The following is a 23,940-nucleotide window of genomic DNA, read 5'->3' on the forward strand; positions in this document are numbered from 1 at the left end:
TCCTGGGCGTCAGCGGCCGCGATAGACAGGCCGGCGCTTTTCCATGAAGGATCTTGGGCCTTCGACCGCATCCTCGGTCGCCAGAACGCGGTCCATGGCCTCGGTCTCGCGCTGGAACCCGTCGTCGAAGGGGCGGCCGATGGCATCCAGCGCCGCCATCTTGATCTCGCGCACCGCGACGGGGCCGTTGGCGGCGATCCTGGCCGCGATCTTCAACGCGCGGGGCAGGACCTCCTCTGCCGGAACGACGGCATTGATCAGGCCCAGGGCGGCCATCCGTTCCGCCGGATAGCTGTCGCCGGTCAGCATCATCTCCATCGCCAGCGCGGGCGGCAGTTGCCGGGGCAGTCGGGCCAGCGCGCCGGCAAAGGGCATCAGGCCCAGCTTCGCCTCGGGCAGGCCGAAGGTCGCGTGCGGCGCGGCAATGCGGATGTCGGTGCCCAGCATCAGTTCGAACCCGCCGGCCAGGCAGTGCCCGTTGATCGCGGCGATCACCGGCTTGGTCAACGGCCGGCCCTTGAAGCTTGCCCGGAACACGGTGTCCCGGTCTGCGGCGATGCGGCGGTCCCATTTGGTTTCGGGCGCCCGCGCGCCCGTCAGCAGCGGCAGCATGGTTTCAAGATCGCCGCCCGCGCAGAAGGCGGCGGATCCCGCGCCGGTGACGATGCAGACGCGCAGTGCGTCGTCCGCCTCGAACGCGGCAAGGGCGTCGTCCATGCGGCAGACGACCTCCGGGTTCAGGGCATTGTGCCGGTCGGGCCGGTTGAAGGTGATCGTGGCGACGGGGCCGTCGGTTTCGTAAAGCAGCGGCAGGGTCATTGCGGCACCCCGGCGCGGAAGGTCACGGTCAGCGGCATGGTGGCCAGCGCGGCCTTCAGCGCCGGCAACCGATCCTCGGGCGCGGTGACGGTGGCCTTCAGGTCGTCGGATACCTCGACCTCCACCTCTGTCAGGCCGGCGGTTTCGGCGGCGCTTGCGACGGCCCACAGAACGGCCTCCTGCCGCAGGGTTGGCTTGAAGATCTTGCCCACCGGGGTCAGGGGCAGGCTGTCCTTCACGGCAATGCGTTTCGGCAAGGCGACCGGATCTTCGATCCGGTCCTTCAGAAAGCCGATCAGGTCCGCCCCCGTCGCGGTGCCGCCCGCGCGTAGCGTGACGAAGGCCACGGGAAGCTCTCCGGCATAGGCGTCGGGCATGCCGACGGCGGCAGCATTCTCGACCTCTGGATGGGCCAACAGTGTGTCTTCGATCATCTGCGGGTCGATATTGTGGGCGCCGCGGATGATGATGTCCTTCTTGCGGCCGGTGATGAACAGGCGCCCTTCGGCATCCAGCATCCCGACGTCGCCCGACACCAGCCAGCCGCCGGGCAGGAAGGTGCCGGCATTGCGCGACGGATCGGAATAACCGGCCGAGACATTGGGACCGCGCAGCGCGATGATGCCCGTCTCGCCCGCCGGCAGGATCTTGGACGGGTCGGCGTCGCCATCGGTCTCTCCCAGGATCGCGACCTGCGAAAACGGGATGCGCAGGCCGCAGGACAGGGGCGTCCGGGGTCCGTGGACCGGTTCCACCGCGACGGTGCCTGCGCATTCGGTCATGCCCAGGATGTTGCGCACGCCCTTGCCGGTCTGCCGTTCGACCATGTCGGCCAGTTCCACCGGCAGCGGCGACCCGCCGGTCAGGAAATACCGAAGCGAGGAGATGTCGGCATCGATCGGATGGCCCGCGAAAGTGGTCATAGAGGTCGGAACGGCGCCGATCATGGTGATGCCGTGGCGTTCGACCTGTTCCCAGATCGAGCCGACGAAGGCCCGGTTCCGCATACCCTGTATGCCAGGGATCAGCAGCGTGCCGCCGACCGACAGGGTCGACAGCCCATAGACGAAGGCGCCGGCGACGTGGAACAGGGGAAAGCCGTTCAGCATCACGTCGGTGGCCCGCAGATCGTGCATCAGCGCGCAGGACCGGGCGACATGGGCCTGGTTCAGCCGCGAATGCAGCACCAGCTTCGGTGCGCCTGTGGTGCCCCCGGTGTGATAGCACGCGGCAAGCGCGGTTTCGTCCCCATGAGGCGTCGTCAGAGGCGCGGCCTCTTCCAACATCTTTTCCAGATGCCCATGGGCGCCGGGGGCCTCGCCATCCGCGTCGATGGCCAGGATCGGGATCGTGACACCTTCGGCCCGCAGCGCAGGGACGAGGGCGGACCAATAGTCGACCTCGGAATTGGGCCCGCAGATCACGGCCACGGCGGCATCGGCGGCCTTCAGCAGGACGGCGATATGGTCCGGCCGCAGCATCGGGTTGATCGGACAAAGGTGCCCGGCGCCCTGCGCGCCCCACAGCACCACCTGCGCGGACGGCGTGTGCTGGCCTAAAAAGGCCACCGATTTCCCGGGCTCCACGCCCAGGTCGCGGAAGACCTGCGCGGCACGGGCGATGCGGTCGGCGAACTGGGCATAGGTCAAGGTCACGTCGCGGGACGTATCGGTTGCATCGGTCAGATAGCGGATCGCCAGGCTGTCTGGCGCGCGCCCGGCCGCGTCGCGGATCAGGTCCCAGGGGGTCTTCACGGGAAAGACGGCGTCGAAGCCATGGGCTTCCAGCGCCTCGATATCGGCCAGGCTTCTGATGGTCATGTGTCGTCTCCGTTCCCGTCGTCGGAAAAGGCGCTGCGCAGGTTGCCGTCGATCTTCGACAGAAGCTGCAGCAGCCGGGTGCGGTCCATGGCGCTGAGGCCGGTGGTCATCATCGCCTCGTGGCGAAGCACCTCGTGCTCCAACCGGGCCAGGCGGGTCCGCCCGTCGCCCGTCAGAAAGACCTGCCGGACGCGCTTGTCGTTGGGGCAGGGGTGGCGTTCGATCCAGCCTTCCCGGGTCAGCGTTTCAAGGATCGGCACAAGGCTGGAACGGTCGAGGAAGATCGCCTCGGCCAGGCGGGCCTGGCTGATGCCGGGATTGGCCTCGACCATCTTCAGCAGGCCGAAATATCGCGGCGCGGTGCCGTGGCCCGCCACCACCCTCTCAAAGCTCTTGTAGGCGGCGATCTGAAGCAGGCGGATCCGGTAGCTGACGCTGTCGGTCAGTTCCGCCGGCTCGGTGATTTCGGATTTGCGACCGCCGTCTTCCATCGCTCAGTGCATCCCCGACGGCAGGAACAGCACGATGGCCGGGAAGGCGATCAGGAGCAGAAGGCGCAGCACGTCGGTCACCACAAAGGGCAGGACGCCCTTGAAGATCGTGACCAGGCTGACCCGCGTGGCGATGGAGTTGATGACGAAGACGTTCATCCCCACCGGCGGCGTGATCAGGCCCAGTTCCACGGTCATCACGATGATGATACCGAACCAGATCGGGTCGAAGCCCAGCTCCAGCACGACGGGAAAGACGATGGGAACCATCAGGATGATCATCGCCATCGCGTCCAGGAAACAGCCCATGACGAAGAACAGAAGCATGATCAGCAAAAGCGTGCCATAGGTCCCGGCACCCAGCCCCAGCAGGTATTCCGTCAGGTTCTGCGGCACCTGCGTGATCGTCAGGAAGTACCCGAACAGCGTGGCCCCGATCAGCACGACATAGATCGCGACCGAGGTGCGCAGCGCTTCGACCAGGCTGTCCAGAAGCATCGACCAGCTCAGCCGGCCGCGCGCCATGCCGATGATCGCGGTGACGACGGCGCCGACGGCCGCGGCCTCGGTCGCGGTCGCGATGCCGAAATAGATCGACAGGATCACCGCCATGAACAGCAGCAGCACGGCCCAGATGCCCCGCAGCGATTTCAGCCCGGCCTTCAGGCTGAACGTGTCGCCGGCCGGCAGGTCGCTGCCATACCACAGGCGCACGGTGGCCATGTACATGATCACGGCCAGGATGCCGGGAACGATGCCCGCCACGAAAAGCGTGCCGATATCGGTTTCTGTGATGAAGCCATAGATCGCCAGGACGACCGAAGGAGGGATCAGGATGCCCAGCGTGCCGCCCGCGGCGATGATGCCGGTCGCGGCCTCGTCCGAATAGCCGTTCTGCTTCATCTCGGGATAGGCGATCTTGGTCATCGTGGCCGCGGTGGCGACGGAGGACCCGCAGATCGCGGCAAAGCCCGCGCAGGCCCCGACAGAGGCCAGCCCAAGCCCGCCCTTCATGCCGCCCAGCCAGGCCCGCCCGGCGCCGAACAATTCGGACGACATGCCGGAATTGGTGGCCAGGACGCCCATCAGGACGAAGAAGGGGATCAGCGTCAGGTTGAAGTCGGTAATGGTCGAGATCGGGGACTGCGCCAGGAGGTTCAGCGCCGGGCCAAAGCCCACGATGGCGCCGAAACCGCCGATGCCCACTAGGCCCATGGCCACGCCCACAGGCACCCGCAGGATCATCATTCCGAACAGGGCGGCGAAGCCTGCGAAGGTCAGGAACTCGTTGCTCATTTTTGGGGGCTCATTCTTTGTGACCTTCGGTCTCGATGCTTTCGAATTCGCCCAGGTCGGTGCCCCGGGTCACGATCAGCCACAACCGAAGTGCGGTGGTGAACAGGGCCGCCAGAAGGCCCAGGCAGATCCCCAGGAAGAAGGGCCAGTGGGCCAGGCGCAGCTCCATCGTGGCATCGCCGCCGCCCATCGCGTCCATGGTGCGTTCCCAGATCTTCCAGGTCATCAGCGCGGTGAAGAACAGCAGCACCCCCCACGCGAAGGCGTTGATCGCCTTAAGCACGACGCGCGGCACGGCCTGGGCCAGCAGGTCGACCTTGATGTGGTTGCCGCGAAAGCCCAGGCTGGCGAAACCCCAGGCGATGGCGATGCCCAGCACCAGGCGCGAGACGTCGAACACATCCGGCACTGGCATGGCAAAGCCGTATCGCGTGATGGCCGACACCATGATCAGGACTGTGACAAGGCCAAGGATCACAGCGGCGATACGTTCGATCGCAAGGATCGCACGCGATACCGCGTTCCCCGTTCCAGAGCTTTTTTCCATGGAAAACCCGAAGCTGGAGGATCTGCGCGGCGTACCGCGCAGATCAGTGGCAGTGAAAAAGAGGATCAGTACTTGGCGTCGTTCGCTTCAAGCGACGCGATGTAGGCCGCCAGGATCGCGTCGGCGTCCAGGCCCTTGGCGTTGACCGAGGCTTTCCATTCCTCGATCAGCGGCTGGGACGCAGCGCGCCAGGCTTCGACTTCCTCTGCCGTCGGCTCGTTCAGGGTCTGGTCCGGGTCGGCGATCAGCTTGTCGCGGGCGGCCATATCGTCGTCGTTCCAGCCTTGGGCGACCTTGGCCGACCACTCTGGCGAGCAATGCTCGTCGATCACCTTCTTGTTGGCGTCCGACAGCTTGTCATAGCTGGCCTTGTTCATCACCAGCGACTGTGCCGACAGGTAGAACGGCATGTCGAGGTGCTGCGGCACTTCGCCGGTCAGCTTGAAGTCGTACATTGCCCCCCAGGGGAAGGTGACGGCTTCGGCCGTACCACGGGCCAGTGCCTCGCGCACTTCGGGAGCGGGCACCTGGACGGGGCCGCCGCCCAGAAGGCTGATGAAGCGGGCCATGGTGCCGTGCGCCGGGCGCACGTTCTTGCCCTTGACCTCTTCCGGCTTGGTGATCTTGGTCTTGGAATGCAGCGTGCCCGGCGCGTGCGGATGGACGAAGCAGAACTTCACGTCCTCCATTTCCGCGGGGGCGCCGTATTCCACATACCATTCGTGGATCGCCTTCGCGCCCCTGACGGAATTGTCCGCCATGAACGGGATTTCGGTCAGCGCGTAGACCGGGAAACGGCCTGCGGTATAGCCCGGATTCACCCAGGCGAAATCGACGATGCCCTGCTTGGCCATGTCATAGTGATCCGGCGCCTTGCCCAGCTGCTGCGCCGGGAAGATCTGGATCTTGATGCTGCCGTTCGACGCTTCCTCGACTGACTTGGCCCAGGGCTCGATCCCGGCCTTGGCGGGGGCGATGCCGGCCGGCACCCAGTGCGACAGGCGCAGGGTGACATCGGATGCCTGCGCGGCGAAGGGCACGACAGCAGAAATGATTGCGCCAAGCGCAATACGACGATTGATCATGATTTCCTCCCGTAAAGGCCTCTCCACTCGGCCTTCGACGATCGATGGATATCAAACATATCGGATTGCGCAAATGATTCCTCGCAGCGGCGACAAATATCTGAGCGCGCGGGCGTCGTCACCGAACCGGGGTGGCCCGAAGCGGTCGGGGGCGGTCCGGGGCGGGGATCAGATGTTGAAGCCCGCGAAGCGAAGGCCCTGCAGGAACATCTCGCGGTGGTCGTCCCGCCGGAACGGGTAGGAGGCGATGATGGCATGCGGATCCAGCGTCTGGCCCAGATCCGCCAGCCGCCGCGCGGCCGCCTGTGCCGCATCGCGGTTGCCGGTCAGGCCGGACAGGACCATCCGGCGCTGCAACGCGCGACCATAGGCCGGGTCCCAGCTTTGCGCCCGGGCCAGATGGTCGTCGGCCTCGGCCCAGTTGCCGTCCAGCATGTGCCACAGGCCCAGGTCCGCCTCGATCACCGCACGGTAGGGATAGACGGGATCGACGCGGCAGATCCGTTCCTGGTAGGTGCGCGCCTTGGTGGGATCGCCGGAAAAGCCTGTGATGCAGCCGCCGAAGTGATAGTTGATGGCGGCGCTGGGGTTCAGTTCCAGGGCCTTTTCCACGTGCAGCAGGGCGCGGTCATGGGTGCGGTTGGACCAGAGCTCGCCCACCGCGGTCAGCGCATGGGCGATCCAGGCGGTCTGGTCCACTTCCAGCGCGCGACGGGCGGCCTCCAGCGTGGGCTGGAAGGCCTGGCCACTGTCGGCCACCGAAAATCCCGACATCGCCTGGTGAAAGCGGGACATCGCGATCAGCGTATAGGGCAGGACCCAGCCGGGCGCGTGATTGGCGGCCGCCGTGGCCAGTGCCTCGGCCTCGGACAGGACGTCGGGGTTGCGCTGGCTCAGAAGCCAGGCCGCCCGCATCGACATGTCCCAGGCGGTCAGGTCGGCGGGCGCCTTGTGCATGATCCGCCGCGCCTCGGCCCCTTCCAGTTCGGGCGAGACGGCGGTGGCGATCAGGGCTGCGACCTCTTCCTCCAGGTCCAGCACGCCTGCCACATCCTGCGCGATGCGGTCGGCCCAGATCTGGGTGTCGGTTTCGGTATCGGTCAGCGTGACCTGCACCTTCAGGCGATTGCCCAGGTTCCGGATCGATCCCGACACCAGATAGCGCGCCTTCAACGCCGCGCCGATATCGGCGGCGCTCAGGGGGCTGCCCCGAAACCGCGCGGCAGAGGTGTGGGCGATCACCGGGAAATAGCGCCAGGCAGACAGGGCCGCCGACAGTTCCATCGTCAGGCAGTCCGCCAGCGGCGATGGCCGCCCGTCGGATGTCAGGTCGTCGAAGGGCAGGACCGCCACGGCGGGCCGTTCGAAGCTGTCGGGTGCGGGCTGGGGCGACGTCGGTGCCAGCGCCGGCGTCTGTGCCGCGACGACGCCCGGCACGATCTTTTGCGCGGCGCCCACGAAGCGCAGGCCGCGGCGCTGGATGGTGCGGATGTATTTCTGGGCCTTGCCATCGTCGCCGATGGCCTTGCGCGCATCGCGCACCCGGCTGGACAGGGCCGCGTCCGACACGATCCGGTCGCCCCAGATCCGGTCGAAGATTTCGTCCCGCGTCACGATCCGGTCGCCGGCCCCGACCAGCAGGTTCAGCAGATCGAAGACCTGCGGTTCGACCGGCACGACCTGGCCTTCGCGCCGAAGCTCTGCCCTGTCGGCATCCAGTTCGAAATCGGCAAAGACATAGCGCATGGCGGCTCCACCCCGGGCCTGCGACAGGGCCGGTGGACGCAACGTAAACTCAATTCCGCGATCTGGGAACACATTTGGCTGCCCCGGGCGCGCAGACGGGGCTTTCCGGCGCGTTGCAGACAGAAACCACGGCTTCTCCCGCAATCTGCAGAGGTTCTGCAGATCTCCTCCAAGCAACGGAACCGGGGATGGGCGATCAGTTGGGTACTGATCCACCCTGAACGATCCGACCCAAGGAGAACCCACAATGAACGTCGCAACCGCCCCCTTGCCCGATCTCGCCGCCGTCAAGGCCAGGCAACAGGCCACCTGGGCCACCGGTGACTATCCCGCCATCGGCACCACGATCCAGATCGTAGGCGAAAACCTGGCCGAGGCCATGGACCTGCGCCCCGATGCCCGCGTCCTGGACGTGGCCGCCGGCAACGGCAACGCCACGCTGGCCGCCGCGCGCCGCGGCTGCAACGTCGTCTCGACCGATTACGTCACCGACTGGCTGAAGGCCGGCATGGCCCGGGCCGAGGCCGAAAAGCTGACCGTCGCCTTCCGCGAGGCCGATGCCGAAAACCTGCCCTTCGAGGATGGCTCCTTCGACGCGGTGATGTCGACCTTCGGCGTGATGTTCACGGCCGACCAGGATACGGCCGCGGCGGAACTGCTGCGGGTCTGCCGGTCGGGCGGCAAGATCGGCCTTGCCAACTGGACGCCCCAGGGCTTCATCGGCCAGGTCTTCAAGACCATCGGCAAGCACGTCCCGCCGCCTGCCGGTCTGCGGTCCCCCGCCGAATGGGGCACCGAAGGCCGCCTGCGCGAACTCTTCGGCGCGCAGTCCCGCAAAATCGACGTTCGGCTGCGCGACTATACCTTCCGCCTGCGCTCGCCCGAATACTGGATCGAAAGCTGGAGCGTCGCCTACGGCCCCATGAACAAGGCCTTCCAGGCCGTGGGTGCCGACGGGCACAAGGCGCTGGCCGCCGACCTGATCGCGCTGGCCCGTGTCCATTCGTCCTGCGACCGGCAGATGATCGTCCCGGCACAATATGCCGAGATCGTGGTCCACAAGGCCTGACACCGGACCTGACAGGGCAGCCGGCCCTGCGTCCGGTCCTCTTCTGCCCGACCCCGGCGGCGATCCCGTTCCCCCAACCCCTCCCGGTCGCCGCCGGGCCTTTCCCCCAGATGCCCCATAGACGGAAGGAATGATGCCATGACCACTGCCGTAACGCGTTCCCGTTCCCTGCCGCTGTTCGAGAAATACGGCGGCATCCGGATGCTTCGGAACGTGATCATGGACTTCTACGACCGCGTCCTGGACAGCGACACGCTGGGTCCCTATTTCGACGATGTCGACATGACCCGGCTGATCGACCACCAGACCAAGTTCTTCGCCATGATGATGGGCGGTCCGGTCGACTTTTCCGACGACCGCCTGGCCCGGGCCCACGCGTCGATGGCCATCACCCATGCCGAATTCGACGAGATCGCGGCCCTTCTGACCGAGACGCTGACCGCCGCCGGGCTGGAGCCCGTCGATATCGTCACCATCCTGACCTCCGTAGAACGGCGGCGGTCCGTCATCGTCAGGAGATAGGCCGATGTTTCCCGAAACGCTCAGCACCCGCCTTCTGAAATCCATCGGCGTCGGTCTCTGCCTCCTGGACAGTGCCAGCCACCGGATCCTCTTCTGCAACAGGACCTTTCAGGGCTGGTTCCCCGACGCCGCCCCGGAAAGCCCCGTGGCCGCGGTCGTCGAAAGCCTGGGTCCCGAGGCGATGGAAGACGCCATCGCAAGCGGCCAGGTCGAGATCCGCGCCAAGGTCAGGCGCCGCACCCTGATCCTCGAGGCGCGCGTCGACCGGGCCGAACATGACGGCCGCCAGATGCTGATCCTGGAATGCCAGAACGTCTCGCGCCTGCGCGAGACGGAAGCCATGATCGACAGCTACGCCGCCATGGTCGACCGCCGCACCCGCGACCTGGAACGCGAGAAGGTGCAGGTCGAAAAGCTCCTGCTGAACATCATGCCGCGCACGGTTTATGAGGAATACCGCAGCTTCGGTTCCGTCGCGCCACGCCTGTTCGAACCGGTCTCGGTCCTGATGCTGGACTTCGTGGGCTTCACCGACATGGCGGCGGCCGCGGACCCGACGGTCACGGTGGCGGAACTGAACGACCTCTTCACCGCCTTCGACCGGATCGGCGAAATGCACGGCTGCGAGCGGATCAAGACCATCGGCGATTGTTACCTGGCGGTGGCGGGCCTGCCGCATCCGAACCCGGACCACATGCTGTCGGCCGCCCGCTGCGCGGCCAAGATGGTGCGCTATCTCGAACACCGTAATCGCACCCACCAGCACAAGTGGCAGGCCCGGATCGGCCTGGCCTCGGGCTCGGTCGTGGGCTCGGTCGTCGGGATCCAGAAATACATCTACGACGTCTTCGGCCCGGCCGTGAACCTGGCCGCGCGACTTCAGGACATTTCCGAACCGATGGAAATCACCGTCAGCGGCCCCATGATCCGCGAGCTGGAGCAGGAATTCGACCTCGCCTGTCTCCGCACTGAAACCCTGCGCGGCTTCGGCGACACCCAGATCGCCACGATGTCGGACCGCGCGCCCACCGCGGCCGTCGCCTGACCCGCGCGCGTCCTCGGCACGGGCCGGTCGACGCCTTGGCGGCGTGCCGCCTCCGGCGGGAGTATTTTCGAAGAGAAGAAGCCAGGGGCGCGCTCCTGCTTCTCCTCTTTCCCAAATACCTCCGGGGGAGTCGCGCCAGGGGCGCGGCGGGGGCAGAGCCCCCGAACCACGCAGGGACTGCTGCGTCGCTGGAAGTTTCCGCGCAGGGCGGGGTTTGCCCCGCCGTTTGCGCAAGACGCGGGCCGGCGCGGCGGGGCGTACCCCGCGCTAGGCGATCTTGGCCGGCGCCGTGGGGACCGGCATCGCCTCGACCTGGCGCAACATGTCGATGAAGCCCGCGACCTGGTGATCGGCGGTGGCCGCCCCTTTCTCGGCCGTGGCCAGGGACGCGTCGCCCACCGTGCCGTCCGGGTTCAGGTCGGACGCGATCCAGCCGCGGCTAATCGGGCCCGTGGGCGGGATCGGCATCGTCTCGGCCGCGGAGCGGAAGTTGACCGCCTTCGACATGTCCACCGTGTCAGGGCGGAATTCCAGCATCAGCGAGGTTTCGACATCGCCGCCATGGATACCGAAGCGCAGCTCGTGCGGTGTGTACATGCCGTCCGGGTGGCCGAAATTGCCCCACTGGCATTTGACCGCCAGCATCCCGGCCTCGACCCGGAGTTCCCGCGACAGGATCGAGATCAGGTCCAGGTTGCCGCCATGGGAATTCGCTATGACGATCTTCCGGACGCCGGCGCGGGCGACGGAGAGGCCAATCTCGGTCCATGCCGCCAGCGCCGTCGCGGCCGAAAGCGTCAGCGTTCCGGCGGCCCACAGATGTTCGTTCGACTTGCCGACCGCCATGATCGGCAGGATCGCCAGGTCCAGGTCCGCCGGGCAGGTGGCGCGCAGGCGGTTCAGCATGCCTTCCGCGATCAGCGTGTCGGTCCCCACCGGCAGGTGCGGCCCGTGCTGTTCCACCGCCGCCGTCGGCAGGATCGCGATGGTCTTCATCGGGTCCACGGCACCGAATTCGGGCGCGCGGCGCGCGGTCCAGTCCAGGGTTCTCATGGGGCGGGCTCCGTCTTGTAGGTCGCGTCGAGGCGCATCTGAAGATAGTCGGCGCCGGTCACGGGCGGGTATTTGGCCGTACCGGTGCCGGGCAGGGCGGTGATCACGCTGTCGGGGTTCGGGTCCAGGAAAAAGGCGATGGACCGCCGCGCACGTTTCGGCGGCAGCACCCGATGGGGCGTCGAGACATAGATGTCGTTGGTCCAGCGCATCAGGCAATCGGCGATGTTGATCACGAAGGCGCCCGGCACATGGGGTACATCCACCCAGCCCTGCCCGCGGGGGCGGACCTGAAGCCCGGCCTCGCCATCCGTCATCAGCAGCGTGATCGAGCCATAGTCGGTATGGGCGCCGGCGCCGATCTCGTTCGCCGCTCCGGTGCCGGGCGGGTAGGAGAGCAGGCGCAGCGTGGCCAGCGGCGCCGTGAAATGGGGGGCGAAAAAGTCTTCCTCCAGCCCCAGGTCGCGGGCGATGGCGCGGTGGATATCGACCCCCAGCGTCAGCACGGCGTCGAAATAGGCGGTCAGCGTCGTCCGGAAACCCGGCAGGTCGGGCCACAGGTTCACCCCCCGAAACCGTTCGCCCGCCACGACCCGCGGATCGTCGGCCGCAAGGTCGAGGCCGATGTTGAACGCTTCCTTCCGGTCGACCTGGTCGGAGCTGTCGTCCAGGTTCTCGCCCCCCGGCCCGGTCCAGCCGCGGTTGTGGGGGTTGCGGGCGATCGACATTTGCTCCTTTGCCGCGACCGGCAGGGCAAACAGCGCATCGCCGGCGGCAAAGGTTCTTTCGATCAGCGCGTCGGGGATGCCGTGGCCGGTCAGCAGGAAGAACCCGGTTTCGCGGCAGGCCTCGCCCAGGCACGTGGTAAAGACATCCGGGTCGGTGGCGAAGGTGCTCCAGTCCAGGACGGGGATCATGCGGCGGCCTCCTTCATTGATCGCCGGCCGGCCAGGAACCTGTCCAGCGTGCGGACGACGCGGGTCAGGTGCCGCGCCCGGCTGTCGGGGGTGGAACTGTCCATCCGGTAATGCGCGGCAAAGGCGGTGCGGCAGCGTTTGGCACACAGGATCCGCAGACCCCGCAGCAGCGTCCGCCGGCCCGGCGCGCCGATCAGCCGTGTCAGCCACCAGCTGGCGCCGCAGGTCGTGAAGACCGCCAGCCGGGTGATATGGGTCAGGCCCGGGCGGATGTCGCTATGTTCGGCGTCCGGCATCAGGAAGGCGCTGCCCGGCAGCAGCACCCGGTCCAGCCAGCCCTTCAGCATCGCCGGCATCCCGTACCACCAGGTCGGATAGACGAAGATCAGCGTGTCGCACCATTCCAGCGCCTGGACATGGTCCAGCACATGGGCCTTGCCCAGCGAACAGGCCAGGTAGGCCGCGTTTTCCGGCCCGTCCATCACCGGGTCGAAGCCTTCGGCGTAAAGGTCCAGCACCTCGACTTCGGCGCCCGCGGCATCCAGCCGGGCCAGGACGGTGGCCTTGATCGCGGCCGTGAAACTCTCCGGCCTCGGATGGCAGTAGACAACAAGGGCGCGCATGGTCAGAGCACTTCCATCTCGTGCCGGACCTTCGCCTGGAAGGCCGCGCGTTTTGCGTCGCTGGCGCGGTTCATGTCGTAAAGCGCCAGGTACTTCATCTTGTCGGGCCGGGTCGAATGCCAGACCGCGCGGGTCACCGACCGGCGCGGCGGATCGCCCGCGGTGAAGGCCCGCCAGCGGGTGCCGCCATAGGTGGTGACCGCCACCAGCGTCTTGATGTTGTCGAGGTTGGGCACGACCTTGCCGTCTTCCAGCCGGAACGACACGCCCGGCAGGAAGACCTTGTCGAAGAACCCTTTCAGGATCGCCGGATAGCCGAAGTTCCAGACCGGGAAGGACAGGATCAGCGCATCCGCCGCCCGCAGCCGTTCGACATAGCCCGCCACCCGCGTCTGGTTGGTCTGCACGTCGTGATAGCTGCGCCGGTCCTCGGCCGACATCACCGGATCGAAGCCTTCGGCGTTCAGGTCGCAATCGTCGACCTCCCAGCCGCGGCCCTGCAGCGTTTCGACGATCGTCGTGTGCAGCGCCGCGCCGTAACTTTCCGGCACCGGGTGGGCAAAGAGAACAAGGGCTTTCATCTGGGGGCCCTCATGCCGGTTTCGTCATGTCGGGATAGTGGTACATGCCCGCATAGTCGAAATCCGGGTTGTCCCAGCCGATCATCTTGCCGGGGTTCAGAAGGCCCTTGGGATCCGCCTCGCGCTTGAAGGCCAGCTGGGTGTCGTCGGTCATCTGGCGGCCGCCTTCCTCCAGCGTGTAGCGGTGCGGGTTGAAGATCAGGGCGCCGGCCTCTTCATGCAGCGCGATGATCTCGTTCAGGCGCTCCTCGGTCGTGTATTTCACCAGCGTCAGCCCGGCAAAGGCCGCCTTGCCGCCGGACCGCATGACCTCCAGGTGCTGCAGGATCTCGGGCGAGAATTTCGCGCGGATCTTTTCCACCAGTTCCTTGTGGTCGGGGAAGGCATAGCGGACCTGAAGATAGGTGATCGACGGATCGACCTTCAGCGCGCGCAGGGTGGTGTGGTTCCAGCCGTATTCGAACACCTTGCCCGGCCCCTTGGGCCAGTCGTGATCGTCGGACCGGTAGATCATCCTGGCCGCCGGACGCCGGCCCAGGAAGGTCAGGAACCCGTCCATGTTCTGCGGCGCCACCATCAGGCCCACAAGGTGCGTGCCTTCGGTGACATGGGGCTTCACCCGCTGGAAATAGTCATGTGCGATGGGCGCCTCGTAGACCGACGCGATCTTCAGAAGGATCCCGTCCTCGTTCGCGATGTCGTCGGCAAAGCTCATCGCCGCGCCGAAATCGTCGAAGGCCACGAAGATGTCGGTCCAGTCATAGGCCGGGGCCAGCGGCATCTCCAGTTCGGTGATGATGCCGTTGGTGCCGTAGGCGTGGCTGACGCGGGCCAGTTCCTCGCCCTTGAATTCCAGGATCCGTGGCTCGGCTTCCATCGTCACGACCCGCAGGCGGATGATGTTGCCCAGATCGCGCAGCGCGCCCCAGGTCACCGACCCTACGCCGCCCGATCCGCCCGCGATGAAACCGCCGATGGTCGCCGTCGCCCAGGTGGACGACACCATGCGCAGTTCCTGACCGGAATGCGCGATTGTGGCGGCATCCAGATCCTTCAGCAGGCAGCCCGGCTCCACGACGACGCGACCCGGTGCGATTTCCTTCACTGCCGTCATGTGGCGCAGGTGCATGACGCAGCCGCCCCGCATCGGCATGGCCTGGCCATAGTTGCCCGTGCCGGCCCCCCGCGTGGTGACGGGGACGTCATGGGCATAGCAGACCTTCAGGATCTCGATCACCTCGGCCTCGGTCCGGGGGCGGACGACGAAATCCGCCTCCAGGTGGTCCATGTGTTCCTTCAGCACGGGCGAGTACCAGAAGAAGTCCCGGCTGGCGGCCTTGATGCCTGCGGGGCTCTGTTCGATGTCCAGATGGGCCAGCGCGGCCTTGGCTCCGGCGATATCGGCAGTCATGTCGTCCTCAATTCGTCATCAGGTGGTCGAGTTCGGCGTAGTCGGGCAGGGTGCGGTCGATGGCCGTTCCCCTCCGCAGGACCACGCGGTCGGATTGCGGGCGGGCGAAGAATTCGGTCCACGACCGCGCCCGGAACAGGATCAGATCGGCAGGGGCGTCGGGGCTGAGGTCCGGGGCATCGAACATGCAGGCGGCGGCCGGGGTCGTGGTGAAGGCCTTCACCCAGTCGGTGCCTGTATGGTCCAGATGGGCGATGCGGGTCGCCTCTCGCATCACCTCGACCATGTCCAGATCGCCATAGGCATAGAACGGATCCCGCGTGTTGTCGGAGGCAAAGCTGACGGGGATGCCGCGCGCTTTCATCTCGTGCACCAGCGTCACGCCGCGGCGGCGGGGCGTGCGGCCCGGGGCGCGGTCCTGCAGGTAAAGGTTGCACATCGGCAGCGACACGGCGTTCAGACCGGCCTTGGCCACGATGTCGAGCGTGTCGAGCGCGCGCGCCTCCTCCTGCGTCGACACCGAACAGCAGTGGCCGACGACGACCGGCAGATCATAGCCCGTTTCCAGCACCGACTCGGCAATCATGCACAGCGTTTCGGACGTGGGGTCCATCGTCTCGTCCGTGTGGAAGTCGACATGCAGGCCCATCCTGCCCGCCATCTCGAAGAACCCGTTCAGGATGCGGGGCAGGTCGGGGATCGGATAGGTCACCAGGCCCAGAACGCCGCCCGCCTGCTGGACCACATTGGCCAGGTCGTCGAAGGCCGCGTCGGTGCCGAAGCGGTCGCAGCTCATGAGGGACACAGCCTGAAGGTCGATCCTGCCGGCCCATTTCTCGCGCATCTCGACCACCACGGGCCAGCTGCGTTGATACTGGCCGTCGACGCTGTCGATATGGGTGCGGATCCGGGCGGTGCCGTGAGCATAGGCGCAGCGCAGGGCGAAATCCATCCGGGCGCCGACGTCCTCGGCCGTCCAGCGGGCATGGTCGGCGCGCACCGTCGACAGCGCACCGTCGAAGGTGCCGTCGGGATTGGGGGACCGGGGCCAGATATGGCCCTTGTCCAGATGGGTGTGCATGTCGGTGAAGGTGGGCAGCACCATGGCGCCGCCCATGTCCACGTCCATGCCGCCGGGCGCTGCGATCTTGCCCGCGTCCACACCGATATCGGTGCGGACCAGGTCGCCCGGCTGGCCGATCAGACAGGCCGGAACAGATACGTTGCGCAGGGTGAAGCGCCCGGAAGGCAGGGTCTTGAAGTCCATGTTCATTCTCGTTTCAGGGCGCTTTCGTGCCAGCGGTACAGCGCCAGATAGGAAATCGCGCTCATCAGCGCGAAGATGACCACGCCCATGACCGAAATCAGGATCAGCGCGGCGTAAAGACGACCGAAGTTGAAGCGATAGGACGCCTCCAGCAGGGTCGAGGCAAGGCCAAGGCCCGTGCCCGCCCGGCCGATCACGAATTCGGCCACCACGGCGCCGATCAGCGCCAGGCCCCCCGCGATCTTCAGCCCGCCCAGGAAGAAGGGCAGCGCCGACGGCGCAGAAAGGTAGCGCAGCCGCTGCCATTTCGTGGCCCCGTAAATCGTGAAAAGGTCGCTCAGGTTGTGATCCGCCGACTTCAGCCCGATGGTCGTATTCGACAGGATCGGAAAGAAGGCGACGATCCAGGCGCACAGCAACGCGGCGACAAAGGCGTTTTCCACGTAGATCTGGATCAGCGGCGCCACCGCCACGACCGGCGTCACCTGCAGGATCACGGCGTAGGGAAAGAACGACATTTCCGCCCATTTCGACTGGGTGAAGGCCACGGCCAGCCCCACGCCGCCGATCACCGCCAGCGTCAGCGCCAGCACCGTCAGGCGGCCGGTCTTGATCATTGCGGGCCACAGGATCGACCAGTCCTCGACCATCTTCTGGGCCACCAGTGTCGGTCCGGGCAGGATATAGTGCGGGATTTCCCCGATGGTCACGTAAAGGTGCCAGGCCAGGATCGTCAGGACCATGACCAGCGACGGCAGCGTCCAGCGGGCGATTTTCATCACCCGTTCGGTGCGCGCGCGGGCGGCTTCCTCGGCGTCCAGTTCCGGGTGCACCACGGGGGCGCCGTCTTGGGCCAGGGTCATGCCGCTTCTCCCATCGCTTCGTGCAGCGCCTCGGAGGCCTGCCGGCAATAGGCGGCATATTCGGCCGAGGTACGGAAGGCCTCGTCGCGCGGATAGGGCGCGTCGACCTGCAATTCGCGGATCACCCGGCCCGGGCGGGCGGCCATGACGACGATCCGGTCCGACAGGAACACGGATTCAAAGACCGAATGGGTCACGAAGATCACCGTGCAGTTCACCCGCTGGCGCAGTTCCAGAAGGTCGTTGTTCAGCTTGTGCCGCGTGATTTCGTCAAGCGCCGCAAAGGGTTCGTCCATCAGGATCAGCCGCGGCTTGGTCACCAGTGCGCGGGCGATGGACACGCGCATCTTCATCCCGCCCGACAGTTCGCGCGGGAAGGCGCGCTGGAATTTTTCCAACCCCACCAGCTTCAGCGCCTCCAGCACGTCGTCCCTGACCTCGGCATAGGGTTTGCCGCGCAGGCGGAACGGCAGCCAGACATTGTCGGCCACCCGCGCCCAGGGCATCAGCGTCGGTTCCTGAAAGACGACGCCCAGGTCGTCCTTGGTCTGACCGCCGGCCCAGCGGATGGATCCGGACGTGGGCTGCATCAGCGACGAGATCAGCCGCAGCGCAGTGGACTTGCCGCAACCCGACGGCCCAAGCAGCGAGATGAAGTCGCCCTCGTTCACGTCCAGGTTCATGTCCTTCAGTGCCACGACATTGCCGCGGAATGTCTTTTCGACATGGCTCATGTGCAGCACCGGGTCGCGTTGCCCCAGCGGTTTGCGTTCCTTGGCCATAGCTACCTCCGAAAGGGGGCGGCGGGACATGTCGCCCCGCCGCAGGAACGTTTACTTCTTCAGGTCCATGCCGACCTGAGCGTTGACGAACTGGTTGTCATAGGCCGACTTCCAGTCGATATCGGCGTCGGTCACCTTGGCGTCGACCATCTTGTCGAAGAAATCCTTCACCTTCTCGTCCGTCATCGCGCCGATGCCCATCGTCTCGGCGTCGCCGGAATCGACGATGCCTTCGGACAGCATCTTCTCGATCGCGTAGTTGATCTTGTCCTGCGTCATCTCCGGATTTTCGGCCATGATCATCGCATCGGCGGCCGAATGATCGCCGTAAAGATAGTTGTACCACCCCTTGATCGACCCATCGACGAAGCACTGCACCTGCTCGGGCTTATTGGCGATGGTGTCGGCCATCGTCTCGATCGTGGTGGCATAGGTGGAATAGCCCGCATCGGCGATCAGGAACACGGCCGGGGTGAATCCGCCTTCCTTTTCAACCAGATAGGGTTCCGACGACAGGTAGCCCTGCATGCCCTTGTTGTCGTCCGCCAGGAAGGGGCCCGGGTTGAACGTGTAGGGCTGGCGCTGTTCGGCGGTGAAGCCGTAGGCGGCCATCATCCACTGGTAATAGGACTGATAGCCGTTGTCGCCGATCAGCAGGGTCAGGTTCTTCAGGTCCTCGAAGGTTTCGGCCTTGCCCGGGTGGGCCAGGATCACCTGCGGGTGCTTCTGGAAGATCGCGGCGACCGACACGACCGGCACGCCTTCCTTGACGGCGTTGAACGCCTGAAGCAGGTCGCCTCCCATGTGATAGTCGATCTTGCCGGCCAGCATCATGGCGCGGTTGTTCACCTGCGGGCCGCCCTGCACGATGGACACGTCCAGACCGCAGTCCTTGTAGGTGCCGTCGGCGACCGACTGATAGAACCCGCCATGTTCGGCCTGGGCCAGCCAGTTGGTGCCGAAGACGGCCTTGGGCAGGTCCTGGGCGGCCGCGGGTACCGCGGCCAGCGCCACCAGGGCGCCGGCGAGAGCTGTGGATTTCATTGGTAACCTCCGTGTTGGATCTTTGTTTCTTGAAGGCAATCCCGCCCGGCGCGGGTCATGCCGTTCAGCCCTGCCGATTGTGTCGAGGCAGATGAAGACAGGGCCATGGGGGCGCGGGACCGGACCCGCGCCTGCCGGATTTCGCCACGGCAGGCGGTCGCGTTAACCTTTTCGGGCAACCGCCTGTCGTGCATCATTTTTTTCCGTAATTCGCGCCAAGGCGCATCTGGATGTAATCGTGGCCAGTCATCGGATCGTACTTGCCGTCGGGACCGGCCAGCACGGTGTCCCTGTTGGCCTGGGCGAAGAAAGCCATGGAATAGCGCGGGCCCAGATATTCGTCGGACTTGGGCATCCGCACCCGGTGCAGCGTCGACTGCAGCCTGTCGTCGGACCAGCGCATCAGCATGTCGCCGATATTGCAGGTGATCACGCCCTCCAGCGGCGGCACGTCGGTCCAGGCGATGGCGCGGCCCCGGCTGTCCTTGAACGGGCACAGTTGCAGGCCGCCCTGACCGCCCTTCTGGTGCAACAGCGTCAGGCAGTCGAAATCGGTATGGGCACCCGACCGCCAGCCCCTGAAATCCTCGGGCGTGGCGTCTTCCATTCCCAGATAGTGCAGCAGCCGCAGGGTGGACTGGTACTGGTCCGATTGCGGATCGTGGCCATCGATGAAGGTGTCGGGATGAAAGCCCAGCCGGTCGCCGAAACAGGACAGGACCTTCATCGCCAGGGCCCAGTTCTGACGTTCGAAGGCCAGCATGGTGGCGCGAAAGCCAGCCAGGTCCCCTTCGGACGGCCAGAGGCCCCGCATCCGCGGCAGGGTGATCTGGAAGCTTTCCTTGCGGTCCGCCGTCCCCGTCGACGGGCGCACCTGCGCCATGTATTCCCAGCCCGCATTGGTGCCGGGGCGCAGGGGCATGGTGTCCTTCAGATCCGCGGGCAGATCGAAGAAGGCCGCCGACAGGGCGAAGGCCTCGTCGATCAGGGCCTGCGGGATGCCGTGGTTTTCCAGCTGGAAGAAACCGATGCCGGTCGCGGCCTGCCACAGGTCTTCGGTGATCTCCGCCTTGCGGGCGTGGAAGTCGGACATGTCGATCCGGGGGATGTCGCGGTCGACCTCCTCGCCGTAACTGCCCATCAGGGCTTCCTTTTCCAGCTCCGCCAGTTTCGGCGTGTCGCTCGTCATCTCAGGTCTCCTCCTGCAGATGGGGAGCAATGACCGACGCCCTTCCGGTGGCGCTGACTGCTTCTACTCCGGTTGGTGATCCGGTCGTGCATGGGCGGTCTGCGCCGCGTCCGGCCGCAGCGGCAGGCCGACGGGCGATGGTCCCGCATGCCCGTGCTTCCAATGTGGCAAGCGCGGACCCGGGCCCTGCCGGAACACTGCGCTCCGGCCGTGTCACCCGTCATCCGCTGGGCAATATGCGCTGTGAACATGTTGCCGCCGGACGGGGTTGCACCGTTGTTGCTGTCGAGCATGCGTCGCCTCACCACAATAGCCCAGTCGCTGCCGCTTTCGCAGGCAACCGTCGGGAATGGATGAGCAATGACCGAGCCTGGGGCCCTTCCGCTTCTACTCGCCCCGAACCTATGCCGCAGTGCGGAAAGGCGGCCAGAACTGTCGTGACATGAAAGGCTGTGCTGCGAATAGTTGCACAAAAAATGCACATATTCCAAGTATCGATGATGAAACCCGCAGCGCCGCGTGTGCGGATCCGGTCAGATCCGCAGCAGCACCTTGCGCAGGAATCCCCCCAGCGCGCCGCGCACGTCACCGGGTGTCAGCGACGGGGCGGGGGCAGTCCGGTCCAGCGCCAGGCCGGTGCGGAAGGCCAGGAACTTGCTGGCCTTGTAGGCGGGCTTGTTCATCGGCCGCCCCGCAAGATCCGCCAACCGCGTCAGGTTCCGGCCCAGCTGCACGTGATTGTTGCCGCAAAGCTCGGTATAGCGCGCGGCAAAGCTTTCCGACCGCGCGGCATGCAGCGCGAATTCCACCGCCAGCAGGCACCAGTCCTGGCTTTCGCCTTCCAGGTCATAGACGCGGATCATCCGGTTCAGTGCCTCGTTGAAGCTGCTGCCGGCGGTGGCGGAACGTCCGCGCGCGATCTCCTGCGCCAGGTGGTCTTCCAGCAGCAGGAAGAAGACGGCTTCCTTGCTGTCGAAGTTCGAATAGAAGGCGCCCTTGGTATAGCCGGCGGTTTCGGCGATCACATCGACCGATGCCCCGGCAAAACCGTGCTGGGCAAAACAGGTGCGCGCCGCGGCAATCAGCTTGCCGCGTGTCGCCTCGCGGGCTTTTTCTCGGGACAATCGGGTCATCGTTACCTGGTGAACGCCTGCTTACGGCCTTCCTGCTGTATAGCCTCCGAATATCATCCACAGGGGATGTTCAAAGAGGTTTCTGAATACCGAACGGTATGGTCGGCAGTTGAATCGCGTCCTGTGCAGAGGGCCTGCACGGATGGCCTGTTCCCGGCGCAGACGGGCGTTCCCCTTTAACGGACACCACTTTTCGATGCGGCCGCGCGCCATGGCCCGGTGTCCGGACCCCGCCCAGGACGCCCGACACGTGCCCACCCGCACTGCGAAACGCCCGGGACAGGTGCCCCGGGCAAGGCCACGCCGCCCGGCGCCTGCGTGACATGATCCGCCCCCGCGGGACGCGTGCGCCCCGGGCGCCGTCGGGGCGGGGGACCGCCTTTTGGATGGGCCGGTGCCGTCAGACCGTCGCATCCCAGGGGCAGGCGGCGCGGCGTTCGGCATCGGCGCGCTGGCTGGCGGCTTCCCAGTCGGCGGTGTCGGTGATCGCGTCGTTCGACAGGGGGCCGAAGATCCTGGACACGTCGACGCCGTTGCGCATGGGCAGCGCGGTTTCTTCCGCGTCGGCCAAGTTCCGGATCGCCTCGCGCAGCATGCGGCGGAACTTGATGATGCCGACATCGGTCTTGCCCAGATGCTCCTGCGTGCGGTCCTGGATCGTCCCCATGCTTTCCACCGCCCACTGGTCGTGCACGTTGATGTCCAGCCCCATGCCCGTATAGGTCTGCGTCGCCTGTTCCGCCGGGTCGAAGTTATAGTTGTTCGACTTGTTCTTCAGCGGCGCATAGTCGGGCAACGTGTGCTCCTTCAGCCGCTGTTCGCGCATCAGATCCTTGTTCACCGGTTTGGCAAAGCTGGTAAACATCGAATACCAATAGCAATTTTCATCGTCGATGGGCACGTGCCACTGGGTGATCGTCATCTCGCGGCTCATGGGAATGCAGATCGCTTCGGGGAAGATCTGGTTCGTGACGCGGACATGGGTCATGCCGTTTTCCATGTGCCGCAGGGCCGTCAGCTTCATGCCGAAATCGGTTTCCTCCACCCGGATCTCCGGGCGGGGATAGTCCCGCAGAAGCTGGGTCATGGGGATGTTGGTTTCGCCCGCGCTGTCGCGGAACTGCTTGCCATAGCTGTCTTTCGGGTCCTCGTCTTCCAGAAAGCGGTGCAGGAAGGATGCGTGCGCCGGGTCGATCCCCACTTCCAGCGCCTGAAGCCAGTTGCACTGCCACAGGCCCTTGAAGGCAAAGACATGGGTGTCGGGCGCGCGGAAACAGTCGAAATTCGGAAAGCTGGGCGGTTCGCCCGGGCCCATATAGGCGAAGACGATGCCGTTTCGTTCTTCAACGGGATAGGATACCGTCTTGATCTGCTTGTACATTTCCGAACCTTCGGGTTCCCCGGGCTGTTCCACGCACTGGCCGTTGCGGTCGAAGTGCCAGCCGTGGAAGGGGCAGCGCAGGCCGTTGTCCTCGCGCCGGCCGAAACACAGGTCGGCGCCCCGGTGCGGGCAGTGGCGGCCGATCAGGCCCAGATTGCCGTCGTTGTCGCGAAACAGGACCAGCCGTTCCCCCAACAGCGTGACCGGCACCACGGGCCTTTCGCCGGCCAGTTCGTCGACAAGTGCCGCCGGCTGCCAATAGCGGCGCAGGACCTCTCCGGCCGCCGTGCCGGGGCCGACCCGGGTGATCGTGTCGTTCAATTCCTGGCTGATCATCGCGGTCATCTCCCTGGGGCGGCGTGGTGGGCCGAGCTTGGTTGCCGTTGGCTGGGACGTGCGTTATACGCACATATGTTGATATAGTGAAATGCTACCGTGCTGGCGCGACCTGTCAAGGGTGGCCGGCGGAAAGGGACCGCATGCAGGACCGGAACATCGCCACGACCTTGTTGAAGGGGGTTGAGGTGTTGCGCGCCTTTCGCGGCACCGACGGGGACGTGACGCAGGCCGACCTGGCCCGACGGACAGGTCTGGACCGGGCGACGGTGCGACGGCTGAGCCTGACGCTGGTTCAGGCGGGGCTGCTGGCCGCGACCGACCGCGGCTATCGCCTGGCGCCGGGGGTGCTGACGCTGGCGGGCGCCTTCCTGCGCGCCAATGCGGTGGGCCATTCCGTCCAGCCGGTCCTGAACGATTGTGCGACCCGCATGGGGGGCGAGGTCAGTCTGGCGGTCCGCGACGGGATGCAGGCGATCTATGTCGCGCAGTCCGCCACGGCCGAGGCGCGGGTCAGCTTCGGCTTCACCATCGGCAGCACGCTTCCGCTGCTGCCCACCGCCGTGGGGCGGATGCTGCTGGCCGGTCTTCCAGAGGGCCAGCGCGCCGACCTGATCGCCGCCGCGCCGCTGGAGGCGATGACGGCCGACACCTGCCTGGACCGCGACGCGATTGCGAAGGCGGTGGAGGCGGCGATCTACGGCGGCGTCTCTGTCGTGCGCGGCGAATACGAAAGCGGCATCGCCGGGCTGGCCGTGCCCGTCGGTGCGACCGGGCCGGAACGGCGGGCGCGGGCGGTGCTTGGCACCTCGCTGCCGTTGGCGCTGCCGGACCTGATCGACCGGCAGGCCAAGGCGACCGTGGCGATGCAGATGGCCGCGGCCCGCCTGGCGGAACTGCCGGCGCTGGGGCAGTGGTAA

The 23,940-nt window shown here is 66.1% G+C and carries 23 protein-coding genes; 4 read left to right on the forward strand and 19 right to left on the reverse strand.

The genetic code is table 11. The features are described 5' to 3' along the window. Positions 1–9: 9 nt before the first annotated feature. From FQK05_RS14970 to FQK05_RS15000, 7 genes are all read right to left on the reverse strand, one after another. Positions 10–819, reverse strand: coding sequence for an enoyl-CoA hydratase/isomerase family protein (locus tag FQK05_RS14970; protein ID WP_158968216.1), 810 nt, complete (start codon positions 817–819; stop codon positions 10–12). After that, positions 816–2,639 carry an AMP-binding protein gene (locus FQK05_RS14975; protein WP_158968218.1) on the reverse strand — a complete coding sequence of 608 codons (1,824 nt, stop codon included), beginning with the start codon at positions 2,637–2,639 and terminating at the stop codon, positions 816–818. The genes FQK05_RS14970 and FQK05_RS14975 overlap by 4 nt, the downstream gene beginning before the upstream one ends. Further along, on the reverse strand, positions 2,636–3,130 hold the full coding sequence (locus FQK05_RS14980) for a MarR family winged helix-turn-helix transcriptional regulator (protein ID WP_158968220.1): 495 nt from the start codon (positions 3,128–3,130) through the stop codon (positions 2,636–2,638). The genes FQK05_RS14975 and FQK05_RS14980 overlap by 4 nt, the downstream gene beginning before the upstream one ends. Positions 3,131–3,133: 3 nt before the next feature. Beyond that, complete coding sequence (locus FQK05_RS14985; RefSeq protein WP_158968222.1) at positions 3,134–4,426, reverse strand: TRAP transporter large permease; 1,293 nt, start codon at positions 4,424–4,426, stop codon at positions 3,134–3,136. Between the two features lie 10 nt (positions 4,427–4,436). Further along, positions 4,437–4,973: a TRAP transporter small permease gene (locus tag FQK05_RS14990; protein ID WP_158968224.1), complete on the reverse strand. Its 537-nt coding sequence runs from the start codon at positions 4,971–4,973 to the stop codon at positions 4,437–4,439. 65 nt (positions 4,974–5,038) lie between these two features. Then, positions 5,039–6,058: a TRAP transporter substrate-binding protein gene (locus FQK05_RS14995; protein WP_158968226.1), complete on the reverse strand. Its 1,020-nt coding sequence runs from the start codon at positions 6,056–6,058 to the stop codon at positions 5,039–5,041. A 168-nt stretch (positions 6,059–6,226) separates the two neighbouring features. Next, the gene (locus FQK05_RS15000) at positions 6,227–7,804 is read right to left on the reverse strand and encodes a winged helix-turn-helix domain-containing protein (protein ID WP_158968228.1); all 1,578 of its coding nucleotides are present in this window, start codon (positions 7,802–7,804) and stop codon (positions 6,227–6,229) included. Between the two features lie 247 nt (positions 7,805–8,051). On the opposite strand from FQK05_RS15000, the gene FQK05_RS15005 reads away from it, so the two are divergent. From FQK05_RS15005 to FQK05_RS15015, 3 genes are all read left to right on the forward strand, one after another. Next, entirely contained in the window at positions 8,052–8,873 is an 822-nt protein-coding gene (locus FQK05_RS15005) for a class I SAM-dependent methyltransferase (protein WP_158968230.1), read from the forward strand. A gap of 138 nt (positions 8,874–9,011) precedes the next feature. Continuing rightward, a complete protein-coding gene (locus FQK05_RS15010; RefSeq protein WP_233270520.1) occupies positions 9,012–9,395 on the forward strand; it encodes a group I truncated hemoglobin in 384 nt (127 codons plus the stop codon). 4 nt (positions 9,396–9,399) lie between these two features. Next, the gene (locus FQK05_RS15015; protein ID WP_158968232.1) at positions 9,400–10,440 is read left to right on the forward strand and encodes an adenylate/guanylate cyclase domain-containing protein; all 1,041 of its coding nucleotides are present in this window, start codon (positions 9,400–9,402) and stop codon (positions 10,438–10,440) included. A gap of 267 nt (positions 10,441–10,707) precedes the next feature. Here FQK05_RS15015 and FQK05_RS15020 read toward each other — a convergent pair whose 3' ends face one another. The 12 genes from FQK05_RS15020 to FQK05_RS15075 form a co-directional block, all read right to left on the reverse strand. Beyond that, complete coding sequence (locus tag FQK05_RS15020) at positions 10,708–11,493, reverse strand: creatininase family protein (RefSeq protein WP_158968234.1); 786 nt, start codon at positions 11,491–11,493, stop codon at positions 10,708–10,710. Further along, complete coding sequence (locus FQK05_RS15025) at positions 11,490–12,410, reverse strand: isopenicillin N synthase family dioxygenase (RefSeq protein WP_158968236.1); 921 nt, start codon at positions 12,408–12,410, stop codon at positions 11,490–11,492. The genes FQK05_RS15020 and FQK05_RS15025 overlap by 4 nt, the downstream gene beginning before the upstream one ends. After that, entirely contained in the window at positions 12,407–13,033 is a 627-nt protein-coding gene (locus tag FQK05_RS15030) for an NAD(P)H-dependent oxidoreductase (RefSeq protein WP_158968238.1), read from the reverse strand. Before FQK05_RS15030 ends, FQK05_RS15025 begins: the two co-directional genes overlap by 4 nt. 2 nt (positions 13,034–13,035) lie before the next feature. Then, positions 13,036–13,614: an NAD(P)H-dependent oxidoreductase gene (locus FQK05_RS15035; RefSeq protein ID WP_158968240.1), complete on the reverse strand. Its 579-nt coding sequence runs from the start codon at positions 13,612–13,614 to the stop codon at positions 13,036–13,038. A gap of 10 nt (positions 13,615–13,624) precedes the next feature. Further along, positions 13,625–15,025 carry an FAD-binding oxidoreductase gene (locus FQK05_RS15040; RefSeq protein ID WP_158968242.1) on the reverse strand — a complete coding sequence of 467 codons (1,401 nt, stop codon included), beginning with the start codon at positions 15,023–15,025 and terminating at the stop codon, positions 13,625–13,627. Positions 15,026–15,032: 7 nt separating this feature from the next. After that, positions 15,033–16,292, reverse strand: a complete 1,260-nt coding sequence (locus FQK05_RS15045; RefSeq protein WP_158968244.1) for a cytosine deaminase — start codon at positions 16,290–16,292, stop codon at positions 15,033–15,035. 2 nt (positions 16,293–16,294) lie between these two features. Further along, positions 16,295–17,155 carry an ABC transporter permease gene (locus FQK05_RS15050; RefSeq protein ID WP_158968246.1) on the reverse strand — a complete coding sequence of 287 codons (861 nt, stop codon included), beginning with the start codon at positions 17,153–17,155 and terminating at the stop codon, positions 16,295–16,297. Beyond that, positions 17,152–17,937 carry an ABC transporter ATP-binding protein gene (locus FQK05_RS15055; protein WP_233270521.1) on the reverse strand — a complete coding sequence of 262 codons (786 nt, stop codon included), beginning with the start codon at positions 17,935–17,937 and terminating at the stop codon, positions 17,152–17,154. Before FQK05_RS15055 ends, FQK05_RS15050 begins: the two co-directional genes overlap by 4 nt. A gap of 51 nt (positions 17,938–17,988) precedes the next feature. Continuing rightward, a complete protein-coding gene (locus FQK05_RS15060) occupies positions 17,989–18,981 on the reverse strand; it encodes an ABC transporter substrate-binding protein (RefSeq protein ID WP_158968248.1) in 993 nt (330 codons plus the stop codon). Positions 18,982–19,174: 193 nt separating this feature from the next. Further along, positions 19,175–20,170, reverse strand: coding sequence for an isopenicillin N synthase family dioxygenase (locus FQK05_RS15065; protein WP_158968250.1), 996 nt, complete (start codon positions 20,168–20,170; stop codon positions 19,175–19,177). A 533-nt stretch (positions 20,171–20,703) separates the two neighbouring features. After that, positions 20,704–21,294, reverse strand: coding sequence for a TetR/AcrR family transcriptional regulator (locus FQK05_RS15070; RefSeq protein WP_158968252.1), 591 nt, complete (start codon positions 21,292–21,294; stop codon positions 20,704–20,706). 409 nt (positions 21,295–21,703) lie between these two features. Continuing rightward, positions 21,704–23,020, reverse strand: a complete 1,317-nt coding sequence (locus FQK05_RS15075; RefSeq protein WP_158968515.1) for an aromatic ring-hydroxylating dioxygenase subunit alpha — start codon at positions 23,018–23,020, stop codon at positions 21,704–21,706. A 143-nt stretch (positions 23,021–23,163) separates the two neighbouring features. Here FQK05_RS15075 and FQK05_RS15080 point away from each other — a divergent pair, with 143 nt between their 5' ends. After that, a complete protein-coding gene (locus FQK05_RS15080; protein ID WP_158968254.1) occupies positions 23,164–23,940 on the forward strand; it encodes an IclR family transcriptional regulator in 777 nt (258 codons plus the stop codon).

The organism is Chachezhania sediminis, from assembly GCF_009765275.1.
Lineage (GTDB): Bacteria > Pseudomonadota > Alphaproteobacteria > Rhodobacterales > Rhodobacteraceae > Chachezhania > Chachezhania sediminis.

Excerpts from the sequence above, each read along its gene's own strand:
- FQK05_RS15005 (WP_158968230.1), top strand. The coding sequence starts at position 8,052 with ATGAACGTCGCAACCGCCCCCTTGCCCGATCTCGCCGCCGTCAAGGCC.
- FQK05_RS15000 (WP_158968228.1), bottom strand. The coding sequence starts at position 7,804 with ATGCGCTATGTCTTTGCCGATTTCGAACTGGATGCCGACAGGGCAGAG.
- FQK05_RS15050 (WP_158968246.1), bottom strand. The coding sequence starts at position 17,155 with ATGACCCTGGCCCAAGACGGCGCCCCCGTGGTGCACCCGGAACTGGAC.
- FQK05_RS14975 (WP_158968218.1), bottom strand. The coding sequence starts at position 2,639 with ATGACCATCAGAAGCCTGGCCGATATCGAGGCGCTGGAAGCCCATGGC.
- FQK05_RS14995 (WP_158968226.1), bottom strand. The coding sequence starts at position 6,058 with ATGATCAATCGTCGTATTGCGCTTGGCGCAATCATTTCTGCTGTCGTG.
- FQK05_RS15045 (WP_158968244.1), bottom strand. The coding sequence starts at position 16,292 with ATGGACTTCAAGACCCTGCCTTCCGGGCGCTTCACCCTGCGCAACGTA.
- FQK05_RS15030 (WP_158968238.1), bottom strand. The coding sequence starts at position 13,033 with ATGCGCGCCCTTGTTGTCTACTGCCATCCGAGGCCGGAGAGTTTCACG.
- FQK05_RS15010 (WP_233270520.1), top strand. The coding sequence starts at position 9,012 with ATGACCACTGCCGTAACGCGTTCCCGTTCCCTGCCGCTGTTCGAGAAA.
- FQK05_RS14970 (WP_158968216.1), bottom strand. The coding sequence starts at position 819 with ATGACCCTGCCGCTGCTTTACGAAACCGACGGCCCCGTCGCCACGATC.
- FQK05_RS15040 (WP_158968242.1), bottom strand. The coding sequence starts at position 15,025 with ATGACTGCCGATATCGCCGGAGCCAAGGCCGCGCTGGCCCATCTGGAC.
- FQK05_RS15080 (WP_158968254.1), top strand. The coding sequence starts at position 23,164 with ATGCAGGACCGGAACATCGCCACGACCTTGTTGAAGGGGGTTGAGGTG.
- FQK05_RS14980 (WP_158968220.1), bottom strand. The coding sequence starts at position 3,130 with ATGGAAGACGGCGGTCGCAAATCCGAAATCACCGAGCCGGCGGAACTG.
- FQK05_RS15060 (WP_158968248.1), bottom strand. The coding sequence starts at position 18,981 with ATGAAATCCACAGCTCTCGCCGGCGCCCTGGTGGCGCTGGCCGCGGTA.
- FQK05_RS14985 (WP_158968222.1), bottom strand. The coding sequence starts at position 4,426 with ATGAGCAACGAGTTCCTGACCTTCGCAGGCTTCGCCGCCCTGTTCGGA.
- FQK05_RS15025 (WP_158968236.1), bottom strand. The coding sequence starts at position 12,410 with ATGATCCCCGTCCTGGACTGGAGCACCTTCGCCACCGACCCGGATGTC.
- FQK05_RS15020 (WP_158968234.1), bottom strand. The coding sequence starts at position 11,493 with ATGAGAACCCTGGACTGGACCGCGCGCCGCGCGCCCGAATTCGGTGCC.
- FQK05_RS15015 (WP_158968232.1), top strand. The coding sequence starts at position 9,400 with ATGTTTCCCGAAACGCTCAGCACCCGCCTTCTGAAATCCATCGGCGTC.
- FQK05_RS14990 (WP_158968224.1), bottom strand. The coding sequence starts at position 4,973 with ATGGAAAAAAGCTCTGGAACGGGGAACGCGGTATCGCGTGCGATCCTT.
- FQK05_RS15035 (WP_158968240.1), bottom strand. The coding sequence starts at position 13,614 with ATGAAAGCCCTTGTTCTCTTTGCCCACCCGGTGCCGGAAAGTTACGGC.
- FQK05_RS15075 (WP_158968515.1), bottom strand. The coding sequence starts at position 23,020 with ATGATCAGCCAGGAATTGAACGACACGATCACCCGGGTCGGCCCCGGC.
- FQK05_RS15065 (WP_158968250.1), bottom strand. The coding sequence starts at position 20,170 with ATGACGAGCGACACGCCGAAACTGGCGGAGCTGGAAAAGGAAGCCCTG.
- FQK05_RS15055 (WP_233270521.1), bottom strand. The coding sequence starts at position 17,937 with ATGGCCAAGGAACGCAAACCGCTGGGGCAACGCGACCCGGTGCTGCAC.